Raw genomic sequence first — 21,280 nt, 5'->3', positions numbered from 1 at the left:
TAGCGAGTCGCGCGGCCTCTTGTCGCCATCTAGCGTCCCAACGCCCGCGGCTGGGACGCTAGATGGCGACCCGGCGAGTTGGAGGGGGCGGATGCACACGGGGGAGGGGTTCCTTGCCAACCCGTTGTGGCAAGGCGTTGGTGCTCTTGCTGGTATCGCGGCCGTTGCGCTCTATGTAGCAGTGGAGATTCGGCGTCGAGACCGTCGCGACGAGAGCTCTGGGGGCGGGCAGGAGCGTCACTGGTACACGTTTGATCTTGCGACCCAAGATGGTGAAGAGGCCTTCTACAAGGCCCTCGCGAAGAGTATTTCAGGAGCGCAAGAGAGCATCTATCGCTCGGGCCGAGGGTTCTCTCGGCGACGCCAAGAAGGATCTATTAGCGATTTGGTACGCGCAGAAGAGATAGCCCTGCGCAACGGGGTTGAGATCACGCGCATTCAGCTCAGTGGCAAAGTTAACGAAGTGTGGGCCAATGCCTACGCCGACTTGGTAGAGCGCTACCCTGAGGGCCTGCGGGTTTTCGCTGAACGAGGAGACTCGCCGCTTGTGAATGTGGCGGTGATCGACGCGCATGGACCTTCTCCTGTAATTCAACTACTCTTCGAGGCAAATGAAATCGTCGCTGGCGGACCGAGGCATCGAGGGAGCGCGGCTGTTTTTCTTCATGGCCATTCTCCTTTGGCTGTGAGCTTGCAGAGTCAGTTTGAAGACCATGTGCGTAGCCTTCAGCGCATGACTGCTGACGAGGTGAGGGGGCTTTCGAGCCCTCCTTTGTACTTTGCGTACGGGTCCAACATTTCCAGCAGGCAGATGAGGGATCGATGTCCGAGTGCACAACGCATTGGCATCGCACATCTGTACGGCTGGCGGCGCAGTTTCTGCGTTCCCGCACCGCATATGAGTGGCCTTGCTGCGGGCATTCAGAGGTCTGATGTAGAGAGTAGCTACGTCGTTGGTGTCGCATACGAGATGAGTTCGCTGGATCAGCAGCGGCTAGACGACATTGAACGGGGTGGCTACAGGCCGCAGCGTGTAGAAATCAAGGTGGGAGGAGTGCACCGAGACGCGTACACTCATGTCCCGGTACAGACCGTTCCAGAAGCAGTCAGTGAGATCCCGCGATCTTACCTAGAAGTAATGATTTCCGGGGCTGAAGAGAATGGCCTTGCGGATTTCGCTGAGCAGCTACGGGATATCGCATCACTTCTTCGTGACTGAAATCCTGAACCCTATTTCGGGCCAGAGGGCGCGAACTCTGGCCCGAGATGGTTGAATTGAGAGCTCAGGATCTCGGCGTTCTTGTCGTACGCGGTCACCAGGCCGTTCATGCTCGCCTTGCCCCGGCCCTGCTGCCAGTCGGCGAACGCGGACGCGATCAGCTTCCCGCCGCCGGCGTGGTCACCCATCAGCCCGCCCGAGTAGTCGATGTAGATGTCCGCGCTGTCCAGGATGTTGCTTCAGGCTGTCGCCGCCCTGGACCTTCGTCAGGTGCTCGACCGCAGTGGCCTCGACTGGGGTGCTGTCCTTGGTCACGTAGTCCTGGAACTGCCGCGTGAGCGACTTCGCGGGAGCCTTCGGCTTGCCAGCCGCCTTGCTCGGCTCAGTCGACTGGACTACTGCGGGCTTGTCCGCGTTCGGCTTGGAGGAGCCGTCTGGCCCGCGCCATCATGACGACCGCCACCTTGGACGAGGCCGGGGCGTACAGCCGCGGGATCTGCGGCTTCTCGGAGATCGACTACGAGCGCAACAAGGCAGCATGGCTCACCGAGCAGCCGCCCATGAAGCTCAACCGCGGCGACGTCCTGTCTCGACTCGAGGAGTTCCAGGCCGGGGCCCGTGCCGCGCCACAGCAATCAGCCGCCTGACGCCAGCGAATGGGTAGTCTCGCGCGCCGATGCAGCCCACGCGTCGGTTGCTGATCGGGGCCCCCGGGACTCCCGGGCACTGGGCCCGTTCCGGCGGGCGGTGCCCGATGCTGCGCGGTTCCGCGAGCGTGACTCCGTGATCAGGGTGGACGGCAAGGAACGTCAAGCGTGCCACCACAACCGGCCAGTTCGGGCACCTGCGTGACCTCGGTTGTGGGCGACTTCTGACCGCCCCTGCGGCTACTCGCCTACTCGCCAGGCGCGGTGCGCGTGGGGGGACTGGCGAGCTGGGCGTCGAGACCGTCGAGGAGGGCCTGGAGGCCGAAGGCGAAGGTGTCGTCCGGAGCCGCGGCGTAGGCGGCGGCGGGGGTTTCGAGGCGGGCGCGCAGCCTGGGGAATTGCGCTGCGATCTCGCGGGCTTCGGCCATGCTGTCGCGCATCAGCTGCTCGGCGTTGCCGTCGCCGCTGAGCTTTCTCGAGAGCGAGGCCGCGGCGGCCGGGCCGAGGGCGTTGCCGAGCACGAAGGTGAAGACGGTGGCCGCCGCCTGGTCGGCGAGCGTGCCGGTGAATCCGGCGGCCTCGTAGACGGCGAGGGTGTGGTCGTCGTAGCGGGCTTTGCCGGGGCCGAACATCAAGAAGGAGCCGAAAGCCTGCACCAGCCAGGGGTGGCGGGTGAGCATCGCATGCAGGCCATCGGCCATCGCGGTGGCTGCCGTGCGCCAGCCGGTAGCGGCCAGGCCTGGCAGCGCGATCTCGCTCCATGCCTGATCGGCGGCGAGGGCGATGAGATTGTCCTTGCTGCCCACGTGCCAGTAGACCGCAGTGGCCGCGGAGCCCAACCGCTTGCCCAGGGCGCGCATGTTGAAGCCTTCCAGACCTTCGGCGTCCAGCAGCTCGACGGCGGCCTGGACGATCTGTTCGCGGGTCAGCGTGTCGCGGGGCATGTGGCAACGGTAGGACATCGGACCGCGACTTGCACAAAGTTCAAACAACCACTTGCACACTGTGCAAGTCCCGCTCTATCTTCGACTTGAACGCAGTGCAAGTCATTCTGTTGACGGGACTGGAAGAGGGGGGACAAGAAATGCCACAGGAGTCGCTGGCCGCCTTCGTCGAGGCGAAGGCCACGGAGTTCGGCATCCCCGGCGTTGCCGTCGGGGTGTGGGTGGACGGCCGGGAGGTCTTCGCGTGTCACGGGGTGACGAACCTGGAGAACCCGCTGCCGATCACCCAGGACACCCTGTTCCGGCTGGGCTCGGTCACCAAGACCTACACGGCGACCGCGCTGATGCGCCTGGTTGAGGCCGGCCAGGTTGAGCTGGACGCGCCGGTGCGCCGATACGTTCCGGAATTCGCGCTCCCGGACGAGGAGGCCGCGGCTCGGATCACCGTGCGCAACCTGCTCAACCACACCGCGGGGCTGGACGTCAGAACGGCATTCGACACCGGCGACGGCGACGACGCGCTGGCCGCCCATGTGGCGCAGCTCGCCGAGATTCCGCTGATCGCGCCGGTCGGCGCCCGCGCATCCTACAGCCAGCTCGGCTACAACCTCGCCGGACGGATCGTGGAGAAGGTCACCGGTCTGACGTACGAGCGCGCCGCCTCCTCGCTGCTCTTCGAACCGCTCGGGATGACCCACAGCTTCTTCGCCGGCGACGAGGTGATGACCCGGCGGTTCGCCGTCGGGCACAACGTCGGCGAGGACGGCACCCTGGCCGTCGCGCGGCGGTGGAAGGACTCCCGTGCCAACAACCCCGGCGGGGGCATCGTCTCCTCGGTCGCGGACCAGCTGCGGTGGGCCCGGTTCCACCTCGGCGACGGTTGCTCGCAAAGCGGTGTCCGGGTGATGTCCGCCCAGACTCTGCACCGGATGGCCGAACCGACGGTCGCGCTGCGCTCCAGCTCGATGGGCGACGCCGTCGGCATCGGCTGGTTCCTGCGCCACGTGGACGGCGTTCGCACCGTCGGGCACGGCGGGTCGGCGAACGGCCAGTTCGCCGAGTTGCTCATGGTGCCCGAACGGGGCTTCGTCGTCGCCGTGGCCTCCAACGCCGGCCCGGACAGCGGGCCGGCCTGCAACCAAGCCATCGTCCGCTGGGCACTCGAGCGCTACCTGGGGGTGGCCGACCGGGATCCCGAGCCGCTCCCCTACGACCCCGCGCGGATCCGCGAGTTCGCCGGCAGCTACGAGATCGACATCATGACGCTCACCATCAGCGCGGACGAGGCCGGACCCAAGATCGCAGTGCGCATCAAGCCGGAGGTCCGGGCGTCCGCGGGCACCGAGGTGCCGCCGGACCTGCCGCCGGCCGACTTCGGGCTGCTGCCCGGCGGGGCCGACGACTACATCGTCACCAACGGCGGCCTGACGGGGCAGCGCGGCTTCTTCACCCGCGACGAGACGGGCACGGTCGTGGGAGTCGACCTCGCCGGCCGGCTGTTCCAGCGCGTCCACGCGGCCTGACCAGTGTGCCGCGCCCCGCAGAGCCCTGTCTGACGTGCATGGTCAGGCAGGGCCCTCGCCTCAACCTACGGATTGTTGGCCGGGTCACGGTGAGATCAATGTGCCGTCGAGATGACGTGCGTCACGCCTTCGCGTCGACATCGGTTCAGGACTTCGTGCAGGTCCGGGGCTTGGTCGGCGAGGACGTCGATTCCCTCGTGCAGGTACCGGTAGCCAGTGGCCGCAACGGTGCCAGATGCAGGGGTCAGTTGCGGTCAACACCGGTGCCCGGCAGTCGAGTAGCCGTCCGCTTCCTCGGTCGGCAACGCCGCAGCTCAGCCGCCAGATCACCCCGCCTCTCTCCTAAAGCGGTTGGCGGCAGCCCCGTGCCCTTCGCGTGCCCAGTCCGGCGGGAAGCCACGGGGGAGTCGTTGCGCTCGCACCCCTCGGGCGCCGTTGGATCGAGTCTTCCGCAGGTACTGGGTATGAGAGGGTCCCGGCCCACCGAGGAGGGTGAAGTGACGTACCTCGTACGCCAGATCGTCATGGGTGTAGTGATAGGTGTCGCTGTTCTGGTCGTTGCCTTGATCGTGGTCAATCACTCCGGCACTCCCGATGTGGACAAGTACAGCTACACCAAGGGCTACAACGCTTTCGGTGGAGCGCTCATGCCTACAGACGATCGGAGCCGCGAGCAGGTAGAGGCGGACTGCGATTCCTTCTTGCGGCGGCGTCAGCTCATGGCCCCGGACTACGAACTGGTCGAGAAGGATTGGATCCAGGGATGTGCCGACGCGGCGCAGAACAAGGACTCCCGCTTCAAGTAGGGCAAAGACAGGCTGTCGATCGGTACAGCAGCGGAGTAACTGCGACGAACACCCCTGTCCATTGGCCCTTTGCGGCTGCGGCGCGACCGCCATGGCTGTCACTGACCGATCCACACAGAGCTACGGATCGGATGACGTCTGCCACCAGCACGCCGAGCACGCAACAACGGTGAGTGTCTGACTGTGTGACAACGCCGACGGACAACGGTGGACGAGCGCGGATGCCTGCGGACCACCAGCGCAGGTGAGTGGCACACCACCCCTAGGTAGGGCGCCCGCCCAGGTTGTTTCGGGACGAAGAGGTCGCCGGGCCGTCTGTGGGCCGTCGAAGGGCGGCCCAAGACGACCAACGACGATCAATGACGACCTCTCAGTCCCGACCAGCGCTGCGCTGACAGTGATCGCGTGAGGTCGCTTCTGGGCCGCGCCGCTTGCTGCGCAACAAGAAGCAGGAGTGGGAGGAGTACCGCTCGGAGGTCACGGCCTTCGAACTGCGCAGGCACCTGCCGGTGCTGCAAGGGCAGGTCAAGGCGGGTTTCCCGCTGGCTCGACCCTTGGGGCCGACGGTCATGGACCGTCGGCCCCAAGGCGTCTCACTGCTCGGCTGACGGCCGATCGATTCTCCGTTGTCGCCGCCGGCCGCGTCGAGTAGGGTCACCCGACGTGAACACCGGACCGGCACTCAGCCACACACGGATCGGCTATCCGGTGGAGGGCTGACCGCACGGTGGGTGCGGAGAAGGCGCACCAACGGTTCGGCACGCGGACCTCCCGACGCTCGCGCACCACGAGTCCGTTCTTCGTGTCGAGCAACAGCGAGGTCAGCAGAGTGACAGTCACGTTCAACCACACCATCATCGCCTCCAAGGACCGCAACGAGTCGGCCCGGTTCTTCCGGGAGCTGCTGGAACTTCCGGAAGCACCGTCCTGGGGCCCGTTCACCAACATCCAGCTCAGCGACGGCGTGCTGCTGCAGTTCGCCGAGCCGCCGGTGGAGATCCAGATGCAGCATTACGCGTTTCTGATCGACGACGAGCTGTTCGGCCGGGCGTATCGGCGACTGTGCGATCGCGGCATCGAGCACTGGGCCGATCCGCACATGCGACGCCCCGGCGAGATCAACAACGAGCACGGCGGTCGAGGGGTGTACTTCAAGGACCCTGCCGGGCACGCGATTGAGCTGATCACACGCCCGTACCTGTAACCGGGGAACTGCCGGTGCCGTAAGCGCGGGAAGCTTCGCGGGCCGCGGCTCAGCCGCGGCCCGCGAAGGCCACGAAGTCGGCCCATGCGGTGGGCGTGAGGGCGAGGCGGGAGCCCTGGGTGTTCTTGGAGTCGCGGATGTGGACGGTGGCGGTGGTGACGGCGACCTCGACGCAGTCGCTGGGATTGCTGCTGTCGCTGTAGGTGCTCTTGAACCAGGTCAGATCGACGACGTCTCCGGCCGAGTCCTTACGGTTCATGTCTCCCCCAGCAGTTCTTCGATGAAGGCGAGTGACTCTCGTGCGGTCAGGGCCTCGGCCCGGATGATGCCATAGCGCAGTTCGAGGATCCGCAGCTGCCGGGGATCCGAGACAGGACGGTTGCCGAACTCGTCGTCGGCCCGGCCAACCGCCGTGCCATCCACGAACTTCAGCACCTGGATCCGCCCTCCCGTACCCGGGTGGTCCCCACGAGACGTCGGCATCACCTGAACGTCGACCTGGCGCAACTGCGCCACACGCAATAGGTGTTCGAGCTGCCTGCGCAGCACCATCCTCCCCCCGATCGGGCGGCGGAGCGTCACCTCTTCCTGGACGAAGCTGAGTTCCGGGGCGGGGGACCGCTCGAAGATTGCCTTGCGGGCCATGCGGGCGGCGAGCGCCCGCTCGAGCTCGTCCTCCGACAGCGCGGGTCGCCGCGTGCTGAGGAGGGCCCGCGCGTATTCCTCGGTCTGCAGCAGTCCGTGAAGGTTGTGGCTGCCGTAGGAGAGAAGCTCGACCGCCTGCGCCTCCAGCTTCGCCAGGTCACGTACCTTCTTCGGATACCGGACCCGCTTCACGTCCTCCTGCATAGCCGAGAGCAGCCCGCCCGCCCCCAGTACCTCGTCCGCCTTGTCCAGGTACTCGGGCCGGGGAATCCGCTTCCCGCTCTCGATCTTGTAGACGAGGTCTTCGCCGTAGCCGAGCGCCAACCCGAACTCGGCGGCCCGCATCCCCGCCGCCTCTCTCCGCAGCTTCAGCTGCCGCCCCACGGTGGCGACCACGGCGACGCCCCAGTCGTCGTCCGGGTCCACCTCCCACCCCGGCTCGTCCGCCTCGCTCCGCAGCCGTACCGCCTCGCCGTCCACCGACATCCGTGCTCCGTGCCCCTCGGTCCTGCGCGTCGTATCGCGACGTGCCCGACGCTAGAAGGCCCGCCCACGCCGAGTGACGCGAACGGGGCAACCGCCACGCCCACGGGTGATGGGCCGCGCTTACCGGGGGCGCCTCCGGGACGGGTGCTGGATCCGTCGGCGGCACACAGGGCTCGTCCACGGGCGGTTCCATGGCGAGCACGGGTGGGGGCACGTTGCCCTGGACCGCCGGGACGGCGGGCCTGCTCGCCGTGACCGCCGGTCTCGGCGTCCTCGTCGTGGCCCGCCGCCGGGGGCGGGCTGCCCGAGACGTCCGGGGCCGGCCCCGGGCCGTATGGGCCACGAAGCCGGCCCGCGCGGCCCGGGTCACGGCCGGCCGGGGGCCTTGGACCGCCGGCCGGTCGCGACAGGGGCGCGCGCTCACCCCACGAACGCCGGGGAGACCGCAGCGGTGCTGATGCGCCGTGGCTTTCCCGTGCCGTCGGCGGGGAGTCGGTAGAGGTCGGCGCCGTAGTCGCCCGGGAGGGCGTAGACCAGAGTGTGGGCGTCCTTCCAGACCGCCTGGTCGTCGACTCTCCTCGGCTCGGCGAGCGGGGTTTCGCGCATCGTGCGCAGGTCGAGGACGTAGAGGCGCCAGGGGGCGTCCTTGGGGAGCCCCCGCACCCGTTTCTTGAAGGCCATGCGCGTGCCGTCGGGGGAGAGGGAGGGGCATTCGACGTTCGTGTGCAGGGTGGTGACCGTGTTGGCGCGCAGGTCGCCTCTGATCGCCCTGCTTCGCGCAACCGGGAGGGTGAAGACCAGGTGAACTACTGTCGCCCGGCACCCGGTGACGGTGGCACTCCTTGGCCCGGTCGACGCCGGAGACCGGCGGAAGGATCACTTCGAGGGTCATGTCCATGGTGTGGCTCCCTTGTCGTATACCGTGCGGCCCCCTCGCCGAAGCCGAAAATCCGGGCCCGCGCCACCAGGGCGACGAAACCACCGGTCCACCCCTGGAGCCAGTGCCGGACACTCCGGTTAGGCTCTGGCCAGGACGACCTTGATCCGACGGGAGGCCGGGGATGACGGCGCCGGGGCGCAGGAGCAGCACCTTCACACGGCTGCTGCGGCACGGCTTCACCGATGCCTCCGCCGCCGAGCGGCTCCTGCAGAGTCCGGAGCTCGCGCCGATAAGGAACGATCCGGTGCTGCTGGAGGCGCTCGGCGCGACGGCCGACCCCGACCTCGCGCTGCTGGGCCTGGTCCGGCTGCTGGAGGCGCAGCCCGCGCCGAACGCCCGGCGGGAGCTGCTCGACACCCTGATCGCGGCCAAGCCGCTGCGCGACCGGCTGCTCGGCGTGCTCGGCGCCTCCGCCGCGCTCGGCGACCACCTCGCCCGGCACGCCGGCGACTGGCACGCGCTCGTCACCTACGAGCCCCGGGACCTGCACCCGGGGGTGGAGGAGTTCGAGCGGGGGCTGGCGGACGCCGGTGACCCCGTCTCGCTGCGCGTCGCCTACCGGCGCTGCCTGCTGGCCATCGCCGCCCGCGACGTCTGCGGCACCACCGGCGTCGCCGAGACCGCCGCCGAGCTCGCCGACCTCGCCACCGCCACCCTGCGCGCCGCCCTCCGCCTCGCCCGCGCCGCCGTGCCCGGGGACGCCGCGGTGTGCCGGCTCGCGGTGATCGCGATGGGCAAGTGCGGCGGTCACGAGCTGAACTACGTCTCCGACGTCGACGTCATCTTCGTCGGCGAGGCCGCCGAGGGCGCGGACGAGGCGAAGGCGCTCAGGGCCGCCACCCGGCTCGCCTCGCACATGATGCGGATCTGCTCCGAGACGACCGTGGAGGGGTCGATCTGGCCCGTCGACGCCAATCTGCGCCCCGAGGGCAGGAACGGCCCGCTGGTGCGGACACTGAGCAGTCATACCGTCTACTACCAGCGGTGGGCCAAGACCTGGGAGTTCCAGGCCCTGCTCAAGGCCCGGCCGGTGGCCGGCGATCTCGCGCTCGGCGAGGAGTACGTCGCCGCGCTCGATCCGCTGGTCTGGAAGGCCGCCGAGCGCGAGAACTTCGTCGGTGACGTGCAGAAGATGCGTCGGCGTGTCGTCGAGAACATCCCCGCCGCCGAGGTCGAGCGCGAGCTGAAGCTCGGGCCGGGAGGACTGAGGGACGTCGAGTTCGCGGTACAGCTGCTGCAGCTGGTGCACGGGCGGACCGATCCGTCGTTGCGGAGCGGGAGCACGCTGGAGGCCCTGAAGGCGCTGGCCGCGGGTGGGTACGTCGGGCGTGCCGACGCCGTGCAGCTCGACGAGGCCTACCGGTTCCTGCGGTCCATGGAGCACCGCATCCAGCTCTTCCGGCTGCGGCGCACCCACCTCGTCCCCGAGGACGAGGCCGATCTGCGCCGCCTGGGGCGGTCGCTCGGGCTGCGCAGCGATCCGGTCGCCGAGCTCACCCGCGAGTGGAAGCGGCACACGAGCGTCGTACGGCGGCTGCACGAGAAGCTGTTCTACCGGCCGCTGCTCGACGCCGTCGCCCAACTCGCTCCGGGCGAGGCGCGGTTGAGCGCCGAGGCGGCGCGCGAGCGGCTGGTGGCGCTCGGGTACGCCGATCCCGCGGCGGCGCTGCGGCATCTGGAGGCGCTGGCCTCCGGGGTCACCCGCAAGGCCGCCATCCAGCGGACCCTGCTGCCGGTGCTGCTGGGGTGGTTCGCCGACTCCGCCGACCCGGACGCCGGGCTGCTGAACTTCCGCAAGGTGTCCGACGCGCTCGGCAAGACCCCCTGGTACCTGCGGCTGCTGCGGGACGAGGGCGCCGCGGCCGAGAACCTCGCACGCGTGCTGTCGGCCGGGCGGCTCGCGCCCGACCTGCTGATGCGGGCGCCGGAGGCGGTGGCGCTGCTGGGCGACGGCGGTGGTGACGGAGGTGGGCTGGAGCCGCGTGGGCGGGCCCAGCTGGAGCAGGAGATGCTTGCCGCCGTGGGACGCGCCGAGAGCGCCGAGCAGGGGGTCACGGCGGCGCGTGGCGTACGGCGGCGGGAGCTGTTCCGTACGGCCGCCGCCGACATCGTCGGCTCCTACGGCACCGAGGCGCAGCCCGCCGAGGCGGACCAGGGCGCGCTCGTGGACCGGGTGGGCGGTTCGGTGTCCGACCTGACGGCCGCGACGCTGGCCGGCACGCTGCGGGCGGTCGTCCGGGAGGGGTGGGGGGGCGCCGACGACGCCCTGCCGACCCGGTTCGCGATCATCGCGATGGGGCGGTTCGGGGGGCACGAGCTGGGTTACGGGTCGGACGCGGACGTGGTGTTCGTGCACGAGCCCCGGGAGGGCGTCGACGAGCGGGAGGCCGGAGAGGCCGCGGGCCGGGTCGTCGCCGAGATGCGGCGGCTGCTGCAGATTCCGAGTGCGGACCCGCCGCTGCTGATCGACGCGGATCTGCGGCCGGAGGGGAAGTCCGGCCCGCTGGTGCGGACGCTGAACTCGTACGGGGCGTACTACCGGCGGTGGTCGCTGGTGTGGGAGTCGCAGGCGCTGCTGCGGGCCGAGCCGGTGGCGGGCGACGAGGAGCTGGGGCGGCGGTTCGTCGAGCTGATCGATCCGCTGCGGTATCCGCGCGGCGGGCTCGGTGAGGACGCGGTGCGGGAGATCCGGCGGCTGAAGGCGCGGATGGAGGCGGAGCGGCTGCCGCGGGGCGCCGATCCCAAGCTGCACACCAAGCTGGGGCCGGGCGGGCTGTCCGACGTGGAGTGGACCGTGCAGCTGCTGCAGATGCGGCGTGGGGCGGCGGAGGCGGGGCTGCGGACGACCCGGACGCGGGAGGCGCTGGCTGCGGCCCGGGGGGTGGGGCTGGTGTCGGAGGAGGACGCCTCGATCCTCGACGAGGCATGGGTGCTGGCCACCCGGGTGCGGAACGCGGTGATGCTGGTGCGGGGGCGGGCGGGGGACACGTTTCCCTCGGACGCGCGGGAGCTGGCCGCGGTGGGGCGGTATCTGGGGTACGGGCCGGGACACGTGGGGGACATGCTGGACGCGTACCGGAGGACGGCCCGGCGGGCCCGGGGGGTCGTGGAGGCGCTCTTCTACGGGACGTAGGCCTCCGGCCGGGTGGCAGGGGGCAGGGCCGGGGACAGGCGCAGGAGGTGGGCGCAGGGGGCGCCCACGGGTGTGTCGTGTGGGGGCGGGGCCGGGAGCGCGGGTGCCTTCGGCCAGTGCTGTGGCGCCTGGGGGTGCGGGTGCCTTCGGCCGGGTGCGGGGGCGCCCGGCGTGCATGCATGGGTGGGTCGGGGGCGTGGGGGTGCGGATCTCGTTCCGCCTCCCGGCCGGTGGGCGCTCGGGGTGCCTCGAGACCCCTACGCCTCCGTCGGCTGCAGGGCCGGCCCTCTTGCATGGGCCACCTTCGGCAGCGCGTGCGGCAGCGCGCCGTACCAGAGGCGGACCAGTGTGATGCCGAAGGAGAGGCAGAGGACCCCACCCACCGCGTCGAGCCAGAAGTGGTTGGCGGTGGCGACGATGACCAGGAGGGTGGCCGTGGGGTAGAGGAGGCCGAGGACGCGCACCCACGGGACGGTGGTGAGGGCGAAGATGGTCAGGCCGCACCACAGGGACCAGCCGATGTGCATCGAGGGCATCGCCGCGTACTGGTTGGACATGTGTTTGAGGTCGCCGGAGGCCATGGAGCCCCAGGTGTGGTGGACCTGGACCGTGTCGACGAAGTGGTCGCCGGCCATCAGGCGCGGGGGCGCGAGGGGATACACGTAGTAGCCGAGCAGGGCCACGCCCGTGGTCGTGAAGAGGGCCAGGCGGGTCGCCGCGTAGCGGCCCGGATGGCTGCGGTAGAGCCACACCAGGACGCCGATGGTGACCACGAAGTGCAGGGTGGCGTAGTAGTAGTTCATGCCGATGATCAGCCAAGTCACCGAGTTCACGGCGTGGTTGACCGACTGCTCGACGGCGATGCCCAGCTGGTGCTCGGCGCGCCAGACCCAGTCGGCGTTGCGCAGGGCCTCGGGCTTCTGCTCCGGGACCGCGTTGCGGATGAGGGAGTAGGTCCAGTAACTGACCGCGATGAGGAGGATCTCGAACCACAGGCGGGGGTGGCGCGGGGTGCGCAGCCGCCGCAGAACGCTGCGGCGCTGCCTGTCCGTGAGGGGGTGCGGAACGGCCTCTTCCGGGCCTTCCGGTCGAGTCACGGTCGTGTCACCCATAGGCACAGAGTCTGCCAGAAAAGCGTTCTCCCACCGATCATCCCGCGGCCGGGTTCCCGCCGCATGTCCGTCACCCGGAGAGCCGGGGAGGGCGGGAATCCGACGGCGACCTGGTGCTGTGACCGGAAAGGTTCACCGGCAAACCTTTCCGGTCACAGCACTAGGGACGGTTCCGGTCGCCGGGGGCCGATGCAGTCGAACCGCGCACCACCAGTTCCGGCATGAAGACGAACTCGCTGTGTGGAGCCGGTGTTCCGCCGATCTCCTCCAGCAGCGTGCGCACCGCCGCCTGGCCCATCGCCGGCACCGGCTTGCGGATCGTCGTCAGGGGCGGGTCGGTGAAGGCGATGAGGGGGGAGTCGTCGAAGCCGACGACGGAGACGTCCCGAGGGACCTCCAGGCCGCGCTGCCGGGCCGCCCGTATCGCCCCGAGGGCCATCATGTCGCTTGCGCAGACGATCGCCGTGCAGGCCCGGTCGATGAGCGCCGTCGCGGCCGCCTGGCCGCCCTCCAGGCTGTAGAGCGAGTGCTGGATCAGGTCCGACTCGACGGCTTGCCGGGTCAGGCCCAGCTGGTCCTGCATCGCCCGTACGAAGCCCTCGATCTTGCGCTGGACCGGGACGAAGCGCTTGGGGCCCAGGGCCAGGCCGATCCGGGTGTGGCCCAGGGAGACGAGGTGGGTGACGGCCAGGGTCATCGCCGCGCGGTCGTCGGGGGAGATGAACGGCGCCTGCACCTTCGGGGAGAAGCCGTCCACGAGCACGTAGGGCACGCCCTGGGCGTGCAGACGCTCATAGCGCTCCATGTCGGCCGTGGTGTCCGCGTGCAGACCGGAGACGTAGATGATCCCGGAGACCCCGCGGTCCACCAGCATCTCGGTCAGCTCGTCCTCCGTGGAGCCGCCCGGGGTCTGGGTGGCGAGCACCGGGGTGTAGCCCTGGCGGGTGAGCGCCTGGCCGATGACCTGGGCGAGCGCCGGGAAGATCGGGTTCTCCAGCTCCGGGGTGATCAGGCCCACCAGGCCCTCGCTGCGCTGCCGCAGGCGCACCGGGCGTTCGTAGCCCAGTACGTCGAGAGCGGCCAGCACGGAGTGGCGGGTGGCGGCGGCGACGCCCGGCTTGCCGTTGAGAACGCGGCTGACGGTCGCTTCGCTCACCCCCGCCTGAGCAGCGATGTCGGCAAGCCGTGTGGTCACAGGAATGGACTGTACCGGTCGCGTCACGCCGTGCGCACCGATCGGGCGCCTGGTGCGGGCCGTCGATCGGCCCGCTGTGGGCTGCTGCGTCATCGCGTTCCCTCGTGTCTGGTCGGCGTCCGGTCACGACGTCCGGGTCTCGGCGTCGGGGTACGCAACGGGATGATTCCCCCCTCACCACCGTATGGCAAGAGCTTGCAGAGTCTTGCACAAGTGTCCGAAGGGCCACCGATGTGCCTGAATGTGCGGGCCGCAGGGAGCGGGTGGCAGGTCACGGCGGCGTAACTGTCGCGAAACCTTGCACTTTTTTTCTGCAAGGTCTTTCGCGGCGCTTACATCGCTGTTACGTTCACGGTCGCCCGGCGGCCGCAACGGCGCAGTCGGCAAGTCGACAGGGGCGGCGGACGGGACCGACCTCTGTTCACGGGCTTTCACCCTCAAGGAGAACTCATGCGGCGTGGCATAGCGGCCAGCGCGCTGGTGGCGTCCTTCGCCCTCGCGGCGACGGCGTGCGGCGGGAGCGGCAGCAGCAGCGACAAGTCGAACGGTCCGGTGACCATCACCTGGTGGGACACCTCCAACGCCACCAACGAGGCACCGACCTACCAGGCCCTGGTGAAGCAGTTCGAGGCTGCCAACAAGGACATCAAGGTCAAGTACGTCGACGTGCCCTTCGACCAGGCGCAGAACAAGTTCGACACGGCCGCCGGCTCCAAGGGCGCCCCGGACATCCTGCGCTCCGAGGTCGGCTGGACCCCCGCCTTCGCCAAGAAGGGCTACTTCCTGCCGCTGGACGGCACCGAGGCCCTTGCGGAGCAGAGCCAGTTCAAGCCGAACCTGATCAAGCAGGCCCAGTTCGAGGGCAAGACCTACGGCGTGCCGCTGGTCACCGACACCCTGGCCTTCGTCTACAACAAGGCCCTGTTCAAGAAGGCCGGCATCACCGAGGCCCCCAAGACCTGGGACGAGCTGAAGGCCGACGCCGCCAAGGTCAAGGACAAGGCCGGCGTCGACGGCTACTGGGGCTCCACCCAGGCCTACTACGCCATGAACTTCCTTTACGGCGAGGGCACCGACAACGTCGACGCCGCCGCCAAGAAGATCACCGTGACCTCGGCCCCCGCCAAGAAGGCCTACGGCACCTGGCTGAGCCTGTTCTCCGGCAAGGGCCTGCACAAGGCCGACACCACCGCCGACGCCTACGCCCACATCCAGGACGCGTTCGTCAACGGCAAGGTCGCCGCGATCATCCAGGGCCCCTGGGAGATCACGAACTTCTACAAGGGCTCGGCCTTCAAGGACAAGTCCAACCTCGGCATCGCCACCGTCCCGGCCGGCTCCACCGGCAAGGCGGGCGCCCCGACCGGCGGCCACAACCTCGCGGTCTACGCCGGCTCGGACAAGGCCCACCAGGCAGCGGCCCTGAAGTTCGTGAAGTTCATGACCTCGGCGAAGTCCCAGGAGACCATCGCCCTGAAGAACTCCACGCTGCCCACCCGTGACGACGCCTACACCGCCCAGGTCAAGGCCGACCCCGGCATCGCCGGCTACCAGGGCGTCCTCTCCGCCGCCCAGCCGCGCCCGGCGCTGCCCGAGTACAGCTCCCTGTGGGGTCCGCTCGACATCGAGCTGCCCAAGATCGCCGGCGGCAAGGAGCCCCTGGACAAGGGCCTGAGCAACGTCGAGCTCGCCATCGCCAAGCTGGTCCCCGACTTCAGCAAGTGAGCCCGTGCGGCCGCCGGATCCTCCTGGGGGGAGAGGTCCGGCGGCCTCCGGCCTGTGTGCCGTACCCCTGAACTGCAGAACCTTGAGAAGGTTGTCGAACCATGACAGTCGCCATCGATCGAGCGACCGGCAAGCGGCGCGGTGACCGCGGGCCGAAGCCCGGGCTGGGCATGCGCCTGAAGCACGGCTACCAGCGGCACTGGTACGCCTACGCGATGATCGCCCCGGTGGTGGTCGTGCTCGGCGTCCTCGTGCTGTACCCGCTGGTGTACGGCCTCTACCTCACCCTCACCGACGCCAACAGCCTCAACACCGCGCGTACGATCGGCGTCAACCACATCGACGCCACCTACAAGTTCATAGGGCTGGACAACTACAAGGACATCCTGTTCGGCCCGACGTCGTACGACCGCTTCTGGTCGCACTTCATCTGGACGATCGTATGGACGGCGCTGTGCGTCGCCCTGCACTACACCATCGGGCTCGGCCTCGCGCTGCTGCTCAACCAGAAGCTGCGCGGCCGCACCTTCTACCGGCTCATCCTGATCCTCCCGTGGGCCGTGCCCACCTTCGTCACCGTCTTCGGCTGGCGGTTCATGCTCGCCGACACCGGCATCATCAACTCCGCCCTCCACACGCTGCACCTGCCCGCACCGCAGTGGCTGGAGGACACCTTCTGGCAGCGGTTCGCCGCGATCATGGTCAACACCTGGTGCGGTGTGCCCTTCATGATGATCTCGCTGCTCGGCGGACTGCAGTCCATCGACGCCTCCCTGTACGAGGCCGCCGAGATGGACGGCGCCAGTGCCTGGCAGCGCTTCCGGTACGTCACCCTGCCGGGTCTGCGGTCCGTCAGCTCCACCGTCGTGCTCCTCGGTATCATCTGGACCTTCAACCAGTTCGCCGTCATCTTCCTGCTCTTCGGCAACACGGCCCCGGACGCGCAGATCCTTGTCACCTGGGCGTACTACTTGGGCTTCGGACAGCAGCCGCGCGACTTCGCTCAGTCGGCCGCCTACGGCATCCTGCTGCTGGCCATTCTGATCGTCTTCACCTCGTTCTACCGCCGCTGGCTGAACCGCAATGAGCAGCAGCTCGCGATCTGAGGCAGGAGTTCCGATGAGCACCACCACGCCCCCCGAGATCACCGCCGACAAGCCGGTGACCCCCCAGGCCCTCGCCGCCCTGAACCGCGACCCCGCGCTCCGCCGCGGCGAGCGCAGCCTCGCCGCATCCCTCGCCTCCCACGGCATCCTGATCGTCGGGAGCCTCGTCGCGCTGTTCCCGGTCGCCTGGCTCGTGTTCCTGTCCCTCGGCCCGGACAAGGACGACTACCTGCACCCCGGCGGCATCTGGCACAAGATGACGTTCGGCAACTACTCGTTCGTCCTGCAGCACACGGGCTTCTTCGACTGGCTGAAGAGTTCGCTGATCGTCTCGCTCGGTACCACGGTGCTCGGCGTCCTGGTCGCCGCGACCACCGGGTACGCGGTCTCCCGCATGCGCTTTCCGGGCTACCGGAAGTTCATGTGGGTGCTCCTGGTCACCCAGATGTTCCCGGTGGCCGTACTCATGGTGCCGATGTACCAGATCCTTGCCGACCTGCAGCTCATCGACAGCTACCTCGGGCTCGTCCTCGTGTACTGCTCGACCGCGGTGCCGTACTGTGCCTGGCTGCTCAAGGGCTACTTCGACACCATCCCGTTCGAGATCGACGAGGCGGGACGCGTCGACGGGCTGACGCCCTTCGGCACGTTCGCGCGGCTGATCCTGCCGCTCGCCAAGCCGGGCCTGGCCGTCGCCGCCTTCTACAGCTTCATCACCGCGTTCGGCGAGGTCGCCTTCGCCACGACGTTCATGCTGGACGACCAGAAGTACACGCTCGCGGTCGGCCTGCAGAGCTTCATCAGCGAGCACGACGCACAGCGCAACCTCATGGCCGCCACCGCGGTGCTGATCGCGATACCGGTCTCCGCGTTCTTCTACCTGGTGCAGAAGAACCTGGTGACCGGCCTGACCGCGGGCGGCACCAAGGGCTGACCCCCCCCTGGCCGGCAGGGCTCCCGCGCGCCTGACCGCGCGGGCGGGCGGCCGCGGTGCCCTCCCTGGGCTCTTCGCACAGGGAGGACCTCCAAACCCCGCTGTCACCGCGGCCGCCTCCTCACCCGCCGTCCACCGGCCGTCGGCCACCCCCCACCCATGACCCGACCTTCGCCCCCAAGCTCTCGGCCTCGCCCGAGCAGGGGGACCCTCATCGCATCAAGGACGCCATGAGCCAGCAGCACACCCCGGCCGAATCCCCCCTGACCGAAGCGGCTGTCGCCACCGTCGCCCCGCGCCACGACTGGTGGCGGGACGCGGTGATCTACCAGGTGTATCCGCGCAGCTTCGCCGACAGCAACGGCGACGGCATGGGCGACCTGGAGGGCGTACGCTCCCGCCTGCCGTACCTGCGCGACCTCGGTGTGGACGCCGTGTGGCTCAGCCCCTTCTACGCCTCCCCACAGGCCGACGCCGGCTACGACGTCGCCGACTACCGGGCCGTCGACCCCATGTTCGGCAACCTGCTGGACGCCGACGCGCTGATCCGCGACGCCCATGAGCTGGGCCTGAGGATCATCGTCGACCTGGTCCCGAACCACTCCTCCGACCAGCACGAGTGGTTCAAGCGAGCCCTCGCCGAGGGCCCCGGCTCCCCGCTGCGCGACCGCTACCACTTCCGCCCCGGCAAGGGGAGGAACGGCGAACTCCCGCCCAACGACTGGGAGTCCATCTTCGGCGGGCCGGCCTGGACCCGGGTCACCGAGCCGGACGGCACCCCCGGCGAGTGGTACCTGCACCTCTTCGCCCCCGAGCAGCCCGACTTCAACTGGGACCACCCGGCCGTCGGCGACGAGTTCCGCTCCATCCTGCGGTTCTGGCTGGACATGGGCGTCGACGGCTTCCGCATCGACGTCGCCCACGGCATGGTCAAGGCCGACGGCCTGCCGGACCTGGGCGCCCACGACCAGCTGAAGCTGCTGGGCAACGATGTCATGCCGTTCTTCGACCAGGACGGTGTGCACACGATCTACCGGCAGTGGCGGCACATCCTCGACGAGTACTCCAAGAGGGAGGGGCCCGGAGGGCCTTCGTCACAAGGGCGGTGGCGGGAGACGGGCGGGCGCATCTTCGTGGCGGAGGCCTGGACCCCGACCGTCGAGCGCACCGCCCTGTACGTCCGCCCGGACGAGCTGCACCAGGCCTTCAACTTCCAGTACCTGGGCACCGACTGGGAGGCCGAGGGGCTCCGTACGGTCATCGACCGCACCCTGGAGGCCATGCGCCCGGTCGGCGCCCCCGCCACCTGGGTGCTGTCCAACCACGACGTCACCCGGCACGCCACCCGGTTCGCCAACCCGCCCGGCCTCGGTACCCAGATCCGTACCGCCGGCGACCGCGAGCTGGGCCTGCGCCGGGCCCGCGCGGCCACCCTGCTGATGCTGGCACTGCCCGGCTCGGCCTACGTCTACCAGGGCGAGGAGCTCGGCCTGCCGGACGTGGTGGACCTGCCGGACGAGGTGCGCCAGGACCCGGCGTACTTCCGCGGCGCGGGCCAGGACGGCTTCCGCGACGGCTGCCGGGTGCCCATCCCCTGGACCCGCACCGGCTCCTCCTACGGCTTCGGCAGCGGCGGCAGCTGGCTCCCGCAGCCCAGGGCCTGGGGCGAGCTGAGCGTCGAGGCCCAGCAGGGCGTGCCCGGCTCCACCCTCGAGCTGTACCGCTCCGCCCTCGCCGCCCGCCGCTCCCACCCCGACCTGGGCGCGGGCGAGGAGGTTCAGTGGCTGCGCGCACCGGAGGGCGTCCTCGCCTTCCGGCGCGGCGAGTTCGTGTGCGTGGCGAACACCAGCGGCGAGTCGGTCACCACCCCGGCCTACGGCCGCGTCCTCCTCGCGAGCGGCGAGGTGACGGAGGCGGACGGCGAGACCAAGGTGCCCTCCGACACGACCGTGTGGTGGACCGCCGGCTGATCCGCCGCAAGGACTTTCGTCCGCTTTCAGGGGCCCGCCGTCCACTCCGGACGGCGGGCCCCGCTGTGTTCGTACCCACCGTGGTCCAGCTCAACTGGCCCTACAGGGACTGTATTTCGCATAGGTGACAGGAGCATGTCCAGGGTATTGACCGCCGGGGCCGGGGCTCGTACGGTCTGCTGCACTGCGAGTGGTTGAAAGCTTGCAGCAAATCCCTTCAAGGGATCTCGGGCCTCCCCAGGGCCTCCCAGCAGATCCTTCAACGGAGAAGGAACCCCCACATGGCCAGCAGAACGCTCTCCGGCGCGCTCGCCCTCGCGGCGGCGGCGTCGGTCGTACTCGCCGTCCCCGCCGGGACCGCGTACGCCTCCCCGCCCGGCACCAAGGACGTCACCGCGGTCCTCTTCGAGTGGAACTACACCTCGGTCGCCAACGAGTGCACCAGCACCCTGGGCCCCGCCGGCTACGGCTACGTCCAGGTCTCCCCGCCCGCCGAGCACATACAGGGCCCGCAGTGGTGGACCTCGTACCAGCCCGTCAGCTACCGGATCGCCGGCCGGCTCGGCGACCGCGCGGCCTTCCAGAACATGGTGAACACCTGCCACTCGGCGGGTGTGAAGGTCGTCGTCGACACGGTGATCAACCACATGTCGGCGGGCAGCGGCACCGGCACCGCGGGCTCGTCGTACACGAAGTACGACTACCCGGGCCTGTACTCGGTCCACGACTTCGACGACTGCATGTCCCCGGTCAGCAACTACCAGGACCGCTGGAACGTCCAGCACTGCGAACTGGTGGGCCTCGCCGACCTCGACACCGGGGAGGAGTACGTCCGCAGGACCATCGCGGGCTACATGAACGACCTGCTCTCCCTCGGCGTCGACGGCTTCCGCATCGACGCGGCCAAGCACATCCCGGCCGACGACCTCGCCAACATCAAGTCCCGTCTGGCCAACCCGAACGCCTACTGGAAGCAGGAGGTCATCTACGGCGCCGGCGAGGCGGTCCAGCCGACCGAGTACACCGGCAACGGCGACGTCCAGGAGTTCCGCTACGCCTACGACCTCAAGCGGGTCTTCAACAACGAGAACCTCGCCTACCTGAAGAACTACGGCGAGGGCTGGGGCTACATGAGCAGCTCGGTCGCCGGCGTCTTCGTCGACAACCACGACACCGAGCGCAACGGCTCCACGCTCAACTACAAGGACGGCGCCAACTACACCCTGGCCAACGTCTTCATGCTGGCGTGGCCCTATGGCGCCCCCGACATCAACTCCGGCTACGAGTGGTCGGACGCGGACGCGGGCCCGCCCAACGGCGGCCAGGTCAACGCCTGCTGGCAGGACGGCTGGAAGTGCCAGCACAAGTGGCCGGAGATCAAGTCGATGGTCGCCTTCCGCAACGCCGCCCGCGGTCAGTCGGTGACGAACTGGTGGGACAACGGCGGCGACGCCATCGCCTTCGGCCGCGGCGACAAGGGTTACGTCGCCATCAACCACGAGTCCTACAGCCTGAACCGCACCTACCAGACGTCCCTGCCGGCGGGTACGTACTGCAACGTGCAGAACAACACGACCGTGACGGTGAACGGTTCCGGCCAGCTCACGGCAACCCTGGGCCCGAACACGGCCCTCGCCCTCTACGCGGGCAAGTCGACCTGCTGACCTGCTCGTTGTGGCCTGCCGCCCGGT

The 21,280-nt window shown here is 69.1% G+C and carries 16 protein-coding genes and 4 pseudogenes; 12 read left to right on the top strand and 8 right to left on the bottom strand.

Annotated elements, in window-relative coordinates:
* Nucleotides 1-91 precede the first annotated feature (91 nt).
* The gene (locus ACH4UM_RS05280) at nucleotides 92-1,219 is read left to right on the top strand and encodes a gamma-glutamylcyclotransferase family protein (protein WP_398173818.1); all 1,128 of its coding nucleotides are present in this window, start codon (nucleotides 92-94) and stop codon (nucleotides 1,217-1,219) included.
* 11 nt (nucleotides 1,220-1,230) lie between these two features.
* On the opposite strand, the gene ACH4UM_RS05275 is transcribed toward ACH4UM_RS05280, so the two are convergent.
* Nucleotides 1,231-1,407, bottom strand: a complete 177-nt coding sequence (locus tag ACH4UM_RS05275) for a hypothetical protein (RefSeq protein ID WP_398173815.1) — start codon at nucleotides 1,405-1,407, stop codon at nucleotides 1,231-1,233.
* Between the two features lie 237 nt (nucleotides 1,408-1,644).
* Between ACH4UM_RS05275 and ACH4UM_RS05270 the strand changes: the two are divergent.
* A pseudogene (locus ACH4UM_RS05270) lies at nucleotides 1,645-1,842 on the top strand (hypothetical protein); the annotation flags it as partial.
* Nucleotides 1,843-2,114: 272 nt separating this feature from the next.
* On the opposite strand, the gene ACH4UM_RS05265 reads toward ACH4UM_RS05270, so the two are convergent.
* Entirely contained in the window at nucleotides 2,115-2,810 is a 696-nt protein-coding gene (locus ACH4UM_RS05265; protein ID WP_398173812.1) for a TetR/AcrR family transcriptional regulator, read from the bottom strand.
* Nucleotides 2,811-2,950: 140 nt separating this feature from the next.
* On the opposite strand from ACH4UM_RS05265, the gene ACH4UM_RS05260 reads away from it, so the two are divergent.
* Nucleotides 2,951-4,333 carry a serine hydrolase domain-containing protein gene (locus ACH4UM_RS05260; RefSeq protein ID WP_398173809.1) on the top strand — a complete coding sequence of 461 codons (1,383 nt, stop codon included), beginning with the start codon at nucleotides 2,951-2,953 and terminating at the stop codon, nucleotides 4,331-4,333.
* Between the two features lie 93 nt (nucleotides 4,334-4,426).
* On the opposite strand, the pseudogene ACH4UM_RS05255 reads toward ACH4UM_RS05260, so the two are convergent.
* Nucleotides 4,427-4,554, bottom strand: a pseudogene (locus ACH4UM_RS05255) (IS5/IS1182 family transposase); the annotation flags it as partial.
* A 276-nt stretch (nucleotides 4,555-4,830) separates the two neighbouring features.
* Here ACH4UM_RS05255 and ACH4UM_RS05250 point away from each other — a divergent pair.
* The 3 genes and pseudogenes from ACH4UM_RS05250 to ACH4UM_RS05240 all read left to right on the top strand — a co-directional run bounded on the left by ACH4UM_RS05250 (nucleotide 4,831) and on the right by ACH4UM_RS05240 (nucleotide 6,343).
* On the top strand, nucleotides 4,831-5,139 hold the full coding sequence (locus tag ACH4UM_RS05250; RefSeq protein ID WP_398173807.1) for a hypothetical protein: 309 nt from the start codon (nucleotides 4,831-4,833) through the stop codon (nucleotides 5,137-5,139).
* 434 nt (nucleotides 5,140-5,573) lie between these two features.
* A pseudogene (locus ACH4UM_RS05245) lies at nucleotides 5,574-5,654 on the top strand (glutamine synthetase); the annotation flags it as partial.
* A gap of 314 nt (nucleotides 5,655-5,968) precedes the next feature.
* Nucleotides 5,969-6,343, top strand: a complete 375-nt coding sequence (locus ACH4UM_RS05240) for a VOC family protein (protein WP_398173804.1) — start codon at nucleotides 5,969-5,971, stop codon at nucleotides 6,341-6,343.
* Between the two features lie 49 nt (nucleotides 6,344-6,392).
* On the opposite strand, the gene ACH4UM_RS05235 is transcribed toward ACH4UM_RS05240, so the two are convergent.
* The 3 genes and pseudogenes from ACH4UM_RS05235 to ACH4UM_RS05225 form a co-directional block, all read right to left on the bottom strand.
* The gene (locus tag ACH4UM_RS05235; protein ID WP_398173801.1) at nucleotides 6,393-6,602 is read right to left on the bottom strand and encodes a DUF397 domain-containing protein; all 210 of its coding nucleotides are present in this window, start codon (nucleotides 6,600-6,602) and stop codon (nucleotides 6,393-6,395) included.
* Entirely contained in the window at nucleotides 6,599-7,474 is an 876-nt protein-coding gene (locus ACH4UM_RS05230) for a helix-turn-helix domain-containing protein (protein WP_398173798.1), read from the bottom strand. Before ACH4UM_RS05230 ends, ACH4UM_RS05235 begins: the two co-directional genes overlap by 4 nt.
* Nucleotides 7,475-7,894: 420 nt before the next feature.
* Nucleotides 7,895-8,239: pseudogene (locus ACH4UM_RS05225) on the bottom strand (TolB family protein); the annotation flags it as partial.
* A gap of 296 nt (nucleotides 8,240-8,535) precedes the next feature.
* Here ACH4UM_RS05225 and ACH4UM_RS05220 point away from each other — a divergent pair.
* Complete coding sequence (locus ACH4UM_RS05220; RefSeq protein ID WP_398173795.1) at nucleotides 8,536-11,547, top strand: bifunctional [glutamine synthetase] adenylyltransferase/[glutamine synthetase]-adenylyl-L-tyrosine phosphorylase; 3,012 nt, start codon at nucleotides 8,536-8,538, stop codon at nucleotides 11,545-11,547.
* 257 nt (nucleotides 11,548-11,804) lie between these two features.
* Here ACH4UM_RS05220 and ACH4UM_RS05215 read toward each other — a convergent pair whose 3' ends face one another.
* Together ACH4UM_RS05215 and ACH4UM_RS05210 are read right to left on the bottom strand one after the other, a co-directional pair.
* The gene (locus ACH4UM_RS05215; RefSeq protein ID WP_398173792.1) at nucleotides 11,805-12,659 is read right to left on the bottom strand and encodes a phosphatase PAP2 family protein; all 855 of its coding nucleotides are present in this window, start codon (nucleotides 12,657-12,659) and stop codon (nucleotides 11,805-11,807) included.
* 160 nt (nucleotides 12,660-12,819) lie between these two features.
* Complete coding sequence (locus tag ACH4UM_RS05210; protein WP_398173789.1) at nucleotides 12,820-13,854, bottom strand: LacI family DNA-binding transcriptional regulator; 1,035 nt, start codon at nucleotides 13,852-13,854, stop codon at nucleotides 12,820-12,822.
* Between the two features lie 450 nt (nucleotides 13,855-14,304).
* On the opposite strand from ACH4UM_RS05210, the gene ACH4UM_RS05205 reads away from it, so the two are divergent.
* The 5 genes from ACH4UM_RS05205 to ACH4UM_RS05185 all read left to right on the top strand — a co-directional run bounded on the left by ACH4UM_RS05205 (nucleotide 14,305) and on the right by ACH4UM_RS05185 (nucleotide 21,253).
* Nucleotides 14,305-15,579, top strand: coding sequence for an extracellular solute-binding protein (locus tag ACH4UM_RS05205; protein WP_398173786.1), 1,275 nt, complete (start codon nucleotides 14,305-14,307; stop codon nucleotides 15,577-15,579).
* A 101-nt stretch (nucleotides 15,580-15,680) separates the two neighbouring features.
* Complete coding sequence (locus ACH4UM_RS05200; protein ID WP_398173783.1) at nucleotides 15,681-16,685, top strand: carbohydrate ABC transporter permease; 1,005 nt, start codon at nucleotides 15,681-15,683, stop codon at nucleotides 16,683-16,685.
* A gap of 13 nt (nucleotides 16,686-16,698) precedes the next feature.
* Nucleotides 16,699-17,619 (top strand): sugar ABC transporter permease, encoded by a 921-nt coding sequence (locus ACH4UM_RS05195; RefSeq protein WP_398173780.1) that lies wholly within the window; start codon nucleotides 16,699-16,701, stop codon nucleotides 17,617-17,619.
* A 230-nt stretch (nucleotides 17,620-17,849) separates the two neighbouring features.
* Nucleotides 17,850-19,589 (top strand): glycoside hydrolase family 13 protein, encoded by a 1,740-nt coding sequence (locus tag ACH4UM_RS05190; protein ID WP_398173777.1) that lies wholly within the window; start codon nucleotides 17,850-17,852, stop codon nucleotides 19,587-19,589.
* Between the two features lie 281 nt (nucleotides 19,590-19,870).
* The gene (locus ACH4UM_RS05185; RefSeq protein WP_398173774.1) at nucleotides 19,871-21,253 is read left to right on the top strand and encodes an alpha-amylase family protein; all 1,383 of its coding nucleotides are present in this window, start codon (nucleotides 19,871-19,873) and stop codon (nucleotides 21,251-21,253) included.
* Nucleotides 21,254-21,280: the final 27 nt, after the last annotated feature.

This window comes from Streptomyces sp. NPDC020801 (assembly GCF_044334385.1).
Taxonomy (GTDB): domain Bacteria; phylum Actinomycetota; class Actinomycetes; order Streptomycetales; family Streptomycetaceae; genus Streptomyces.
This window is presented reverse-complemented; position numbering and strand designations above follow the sequence as displayed.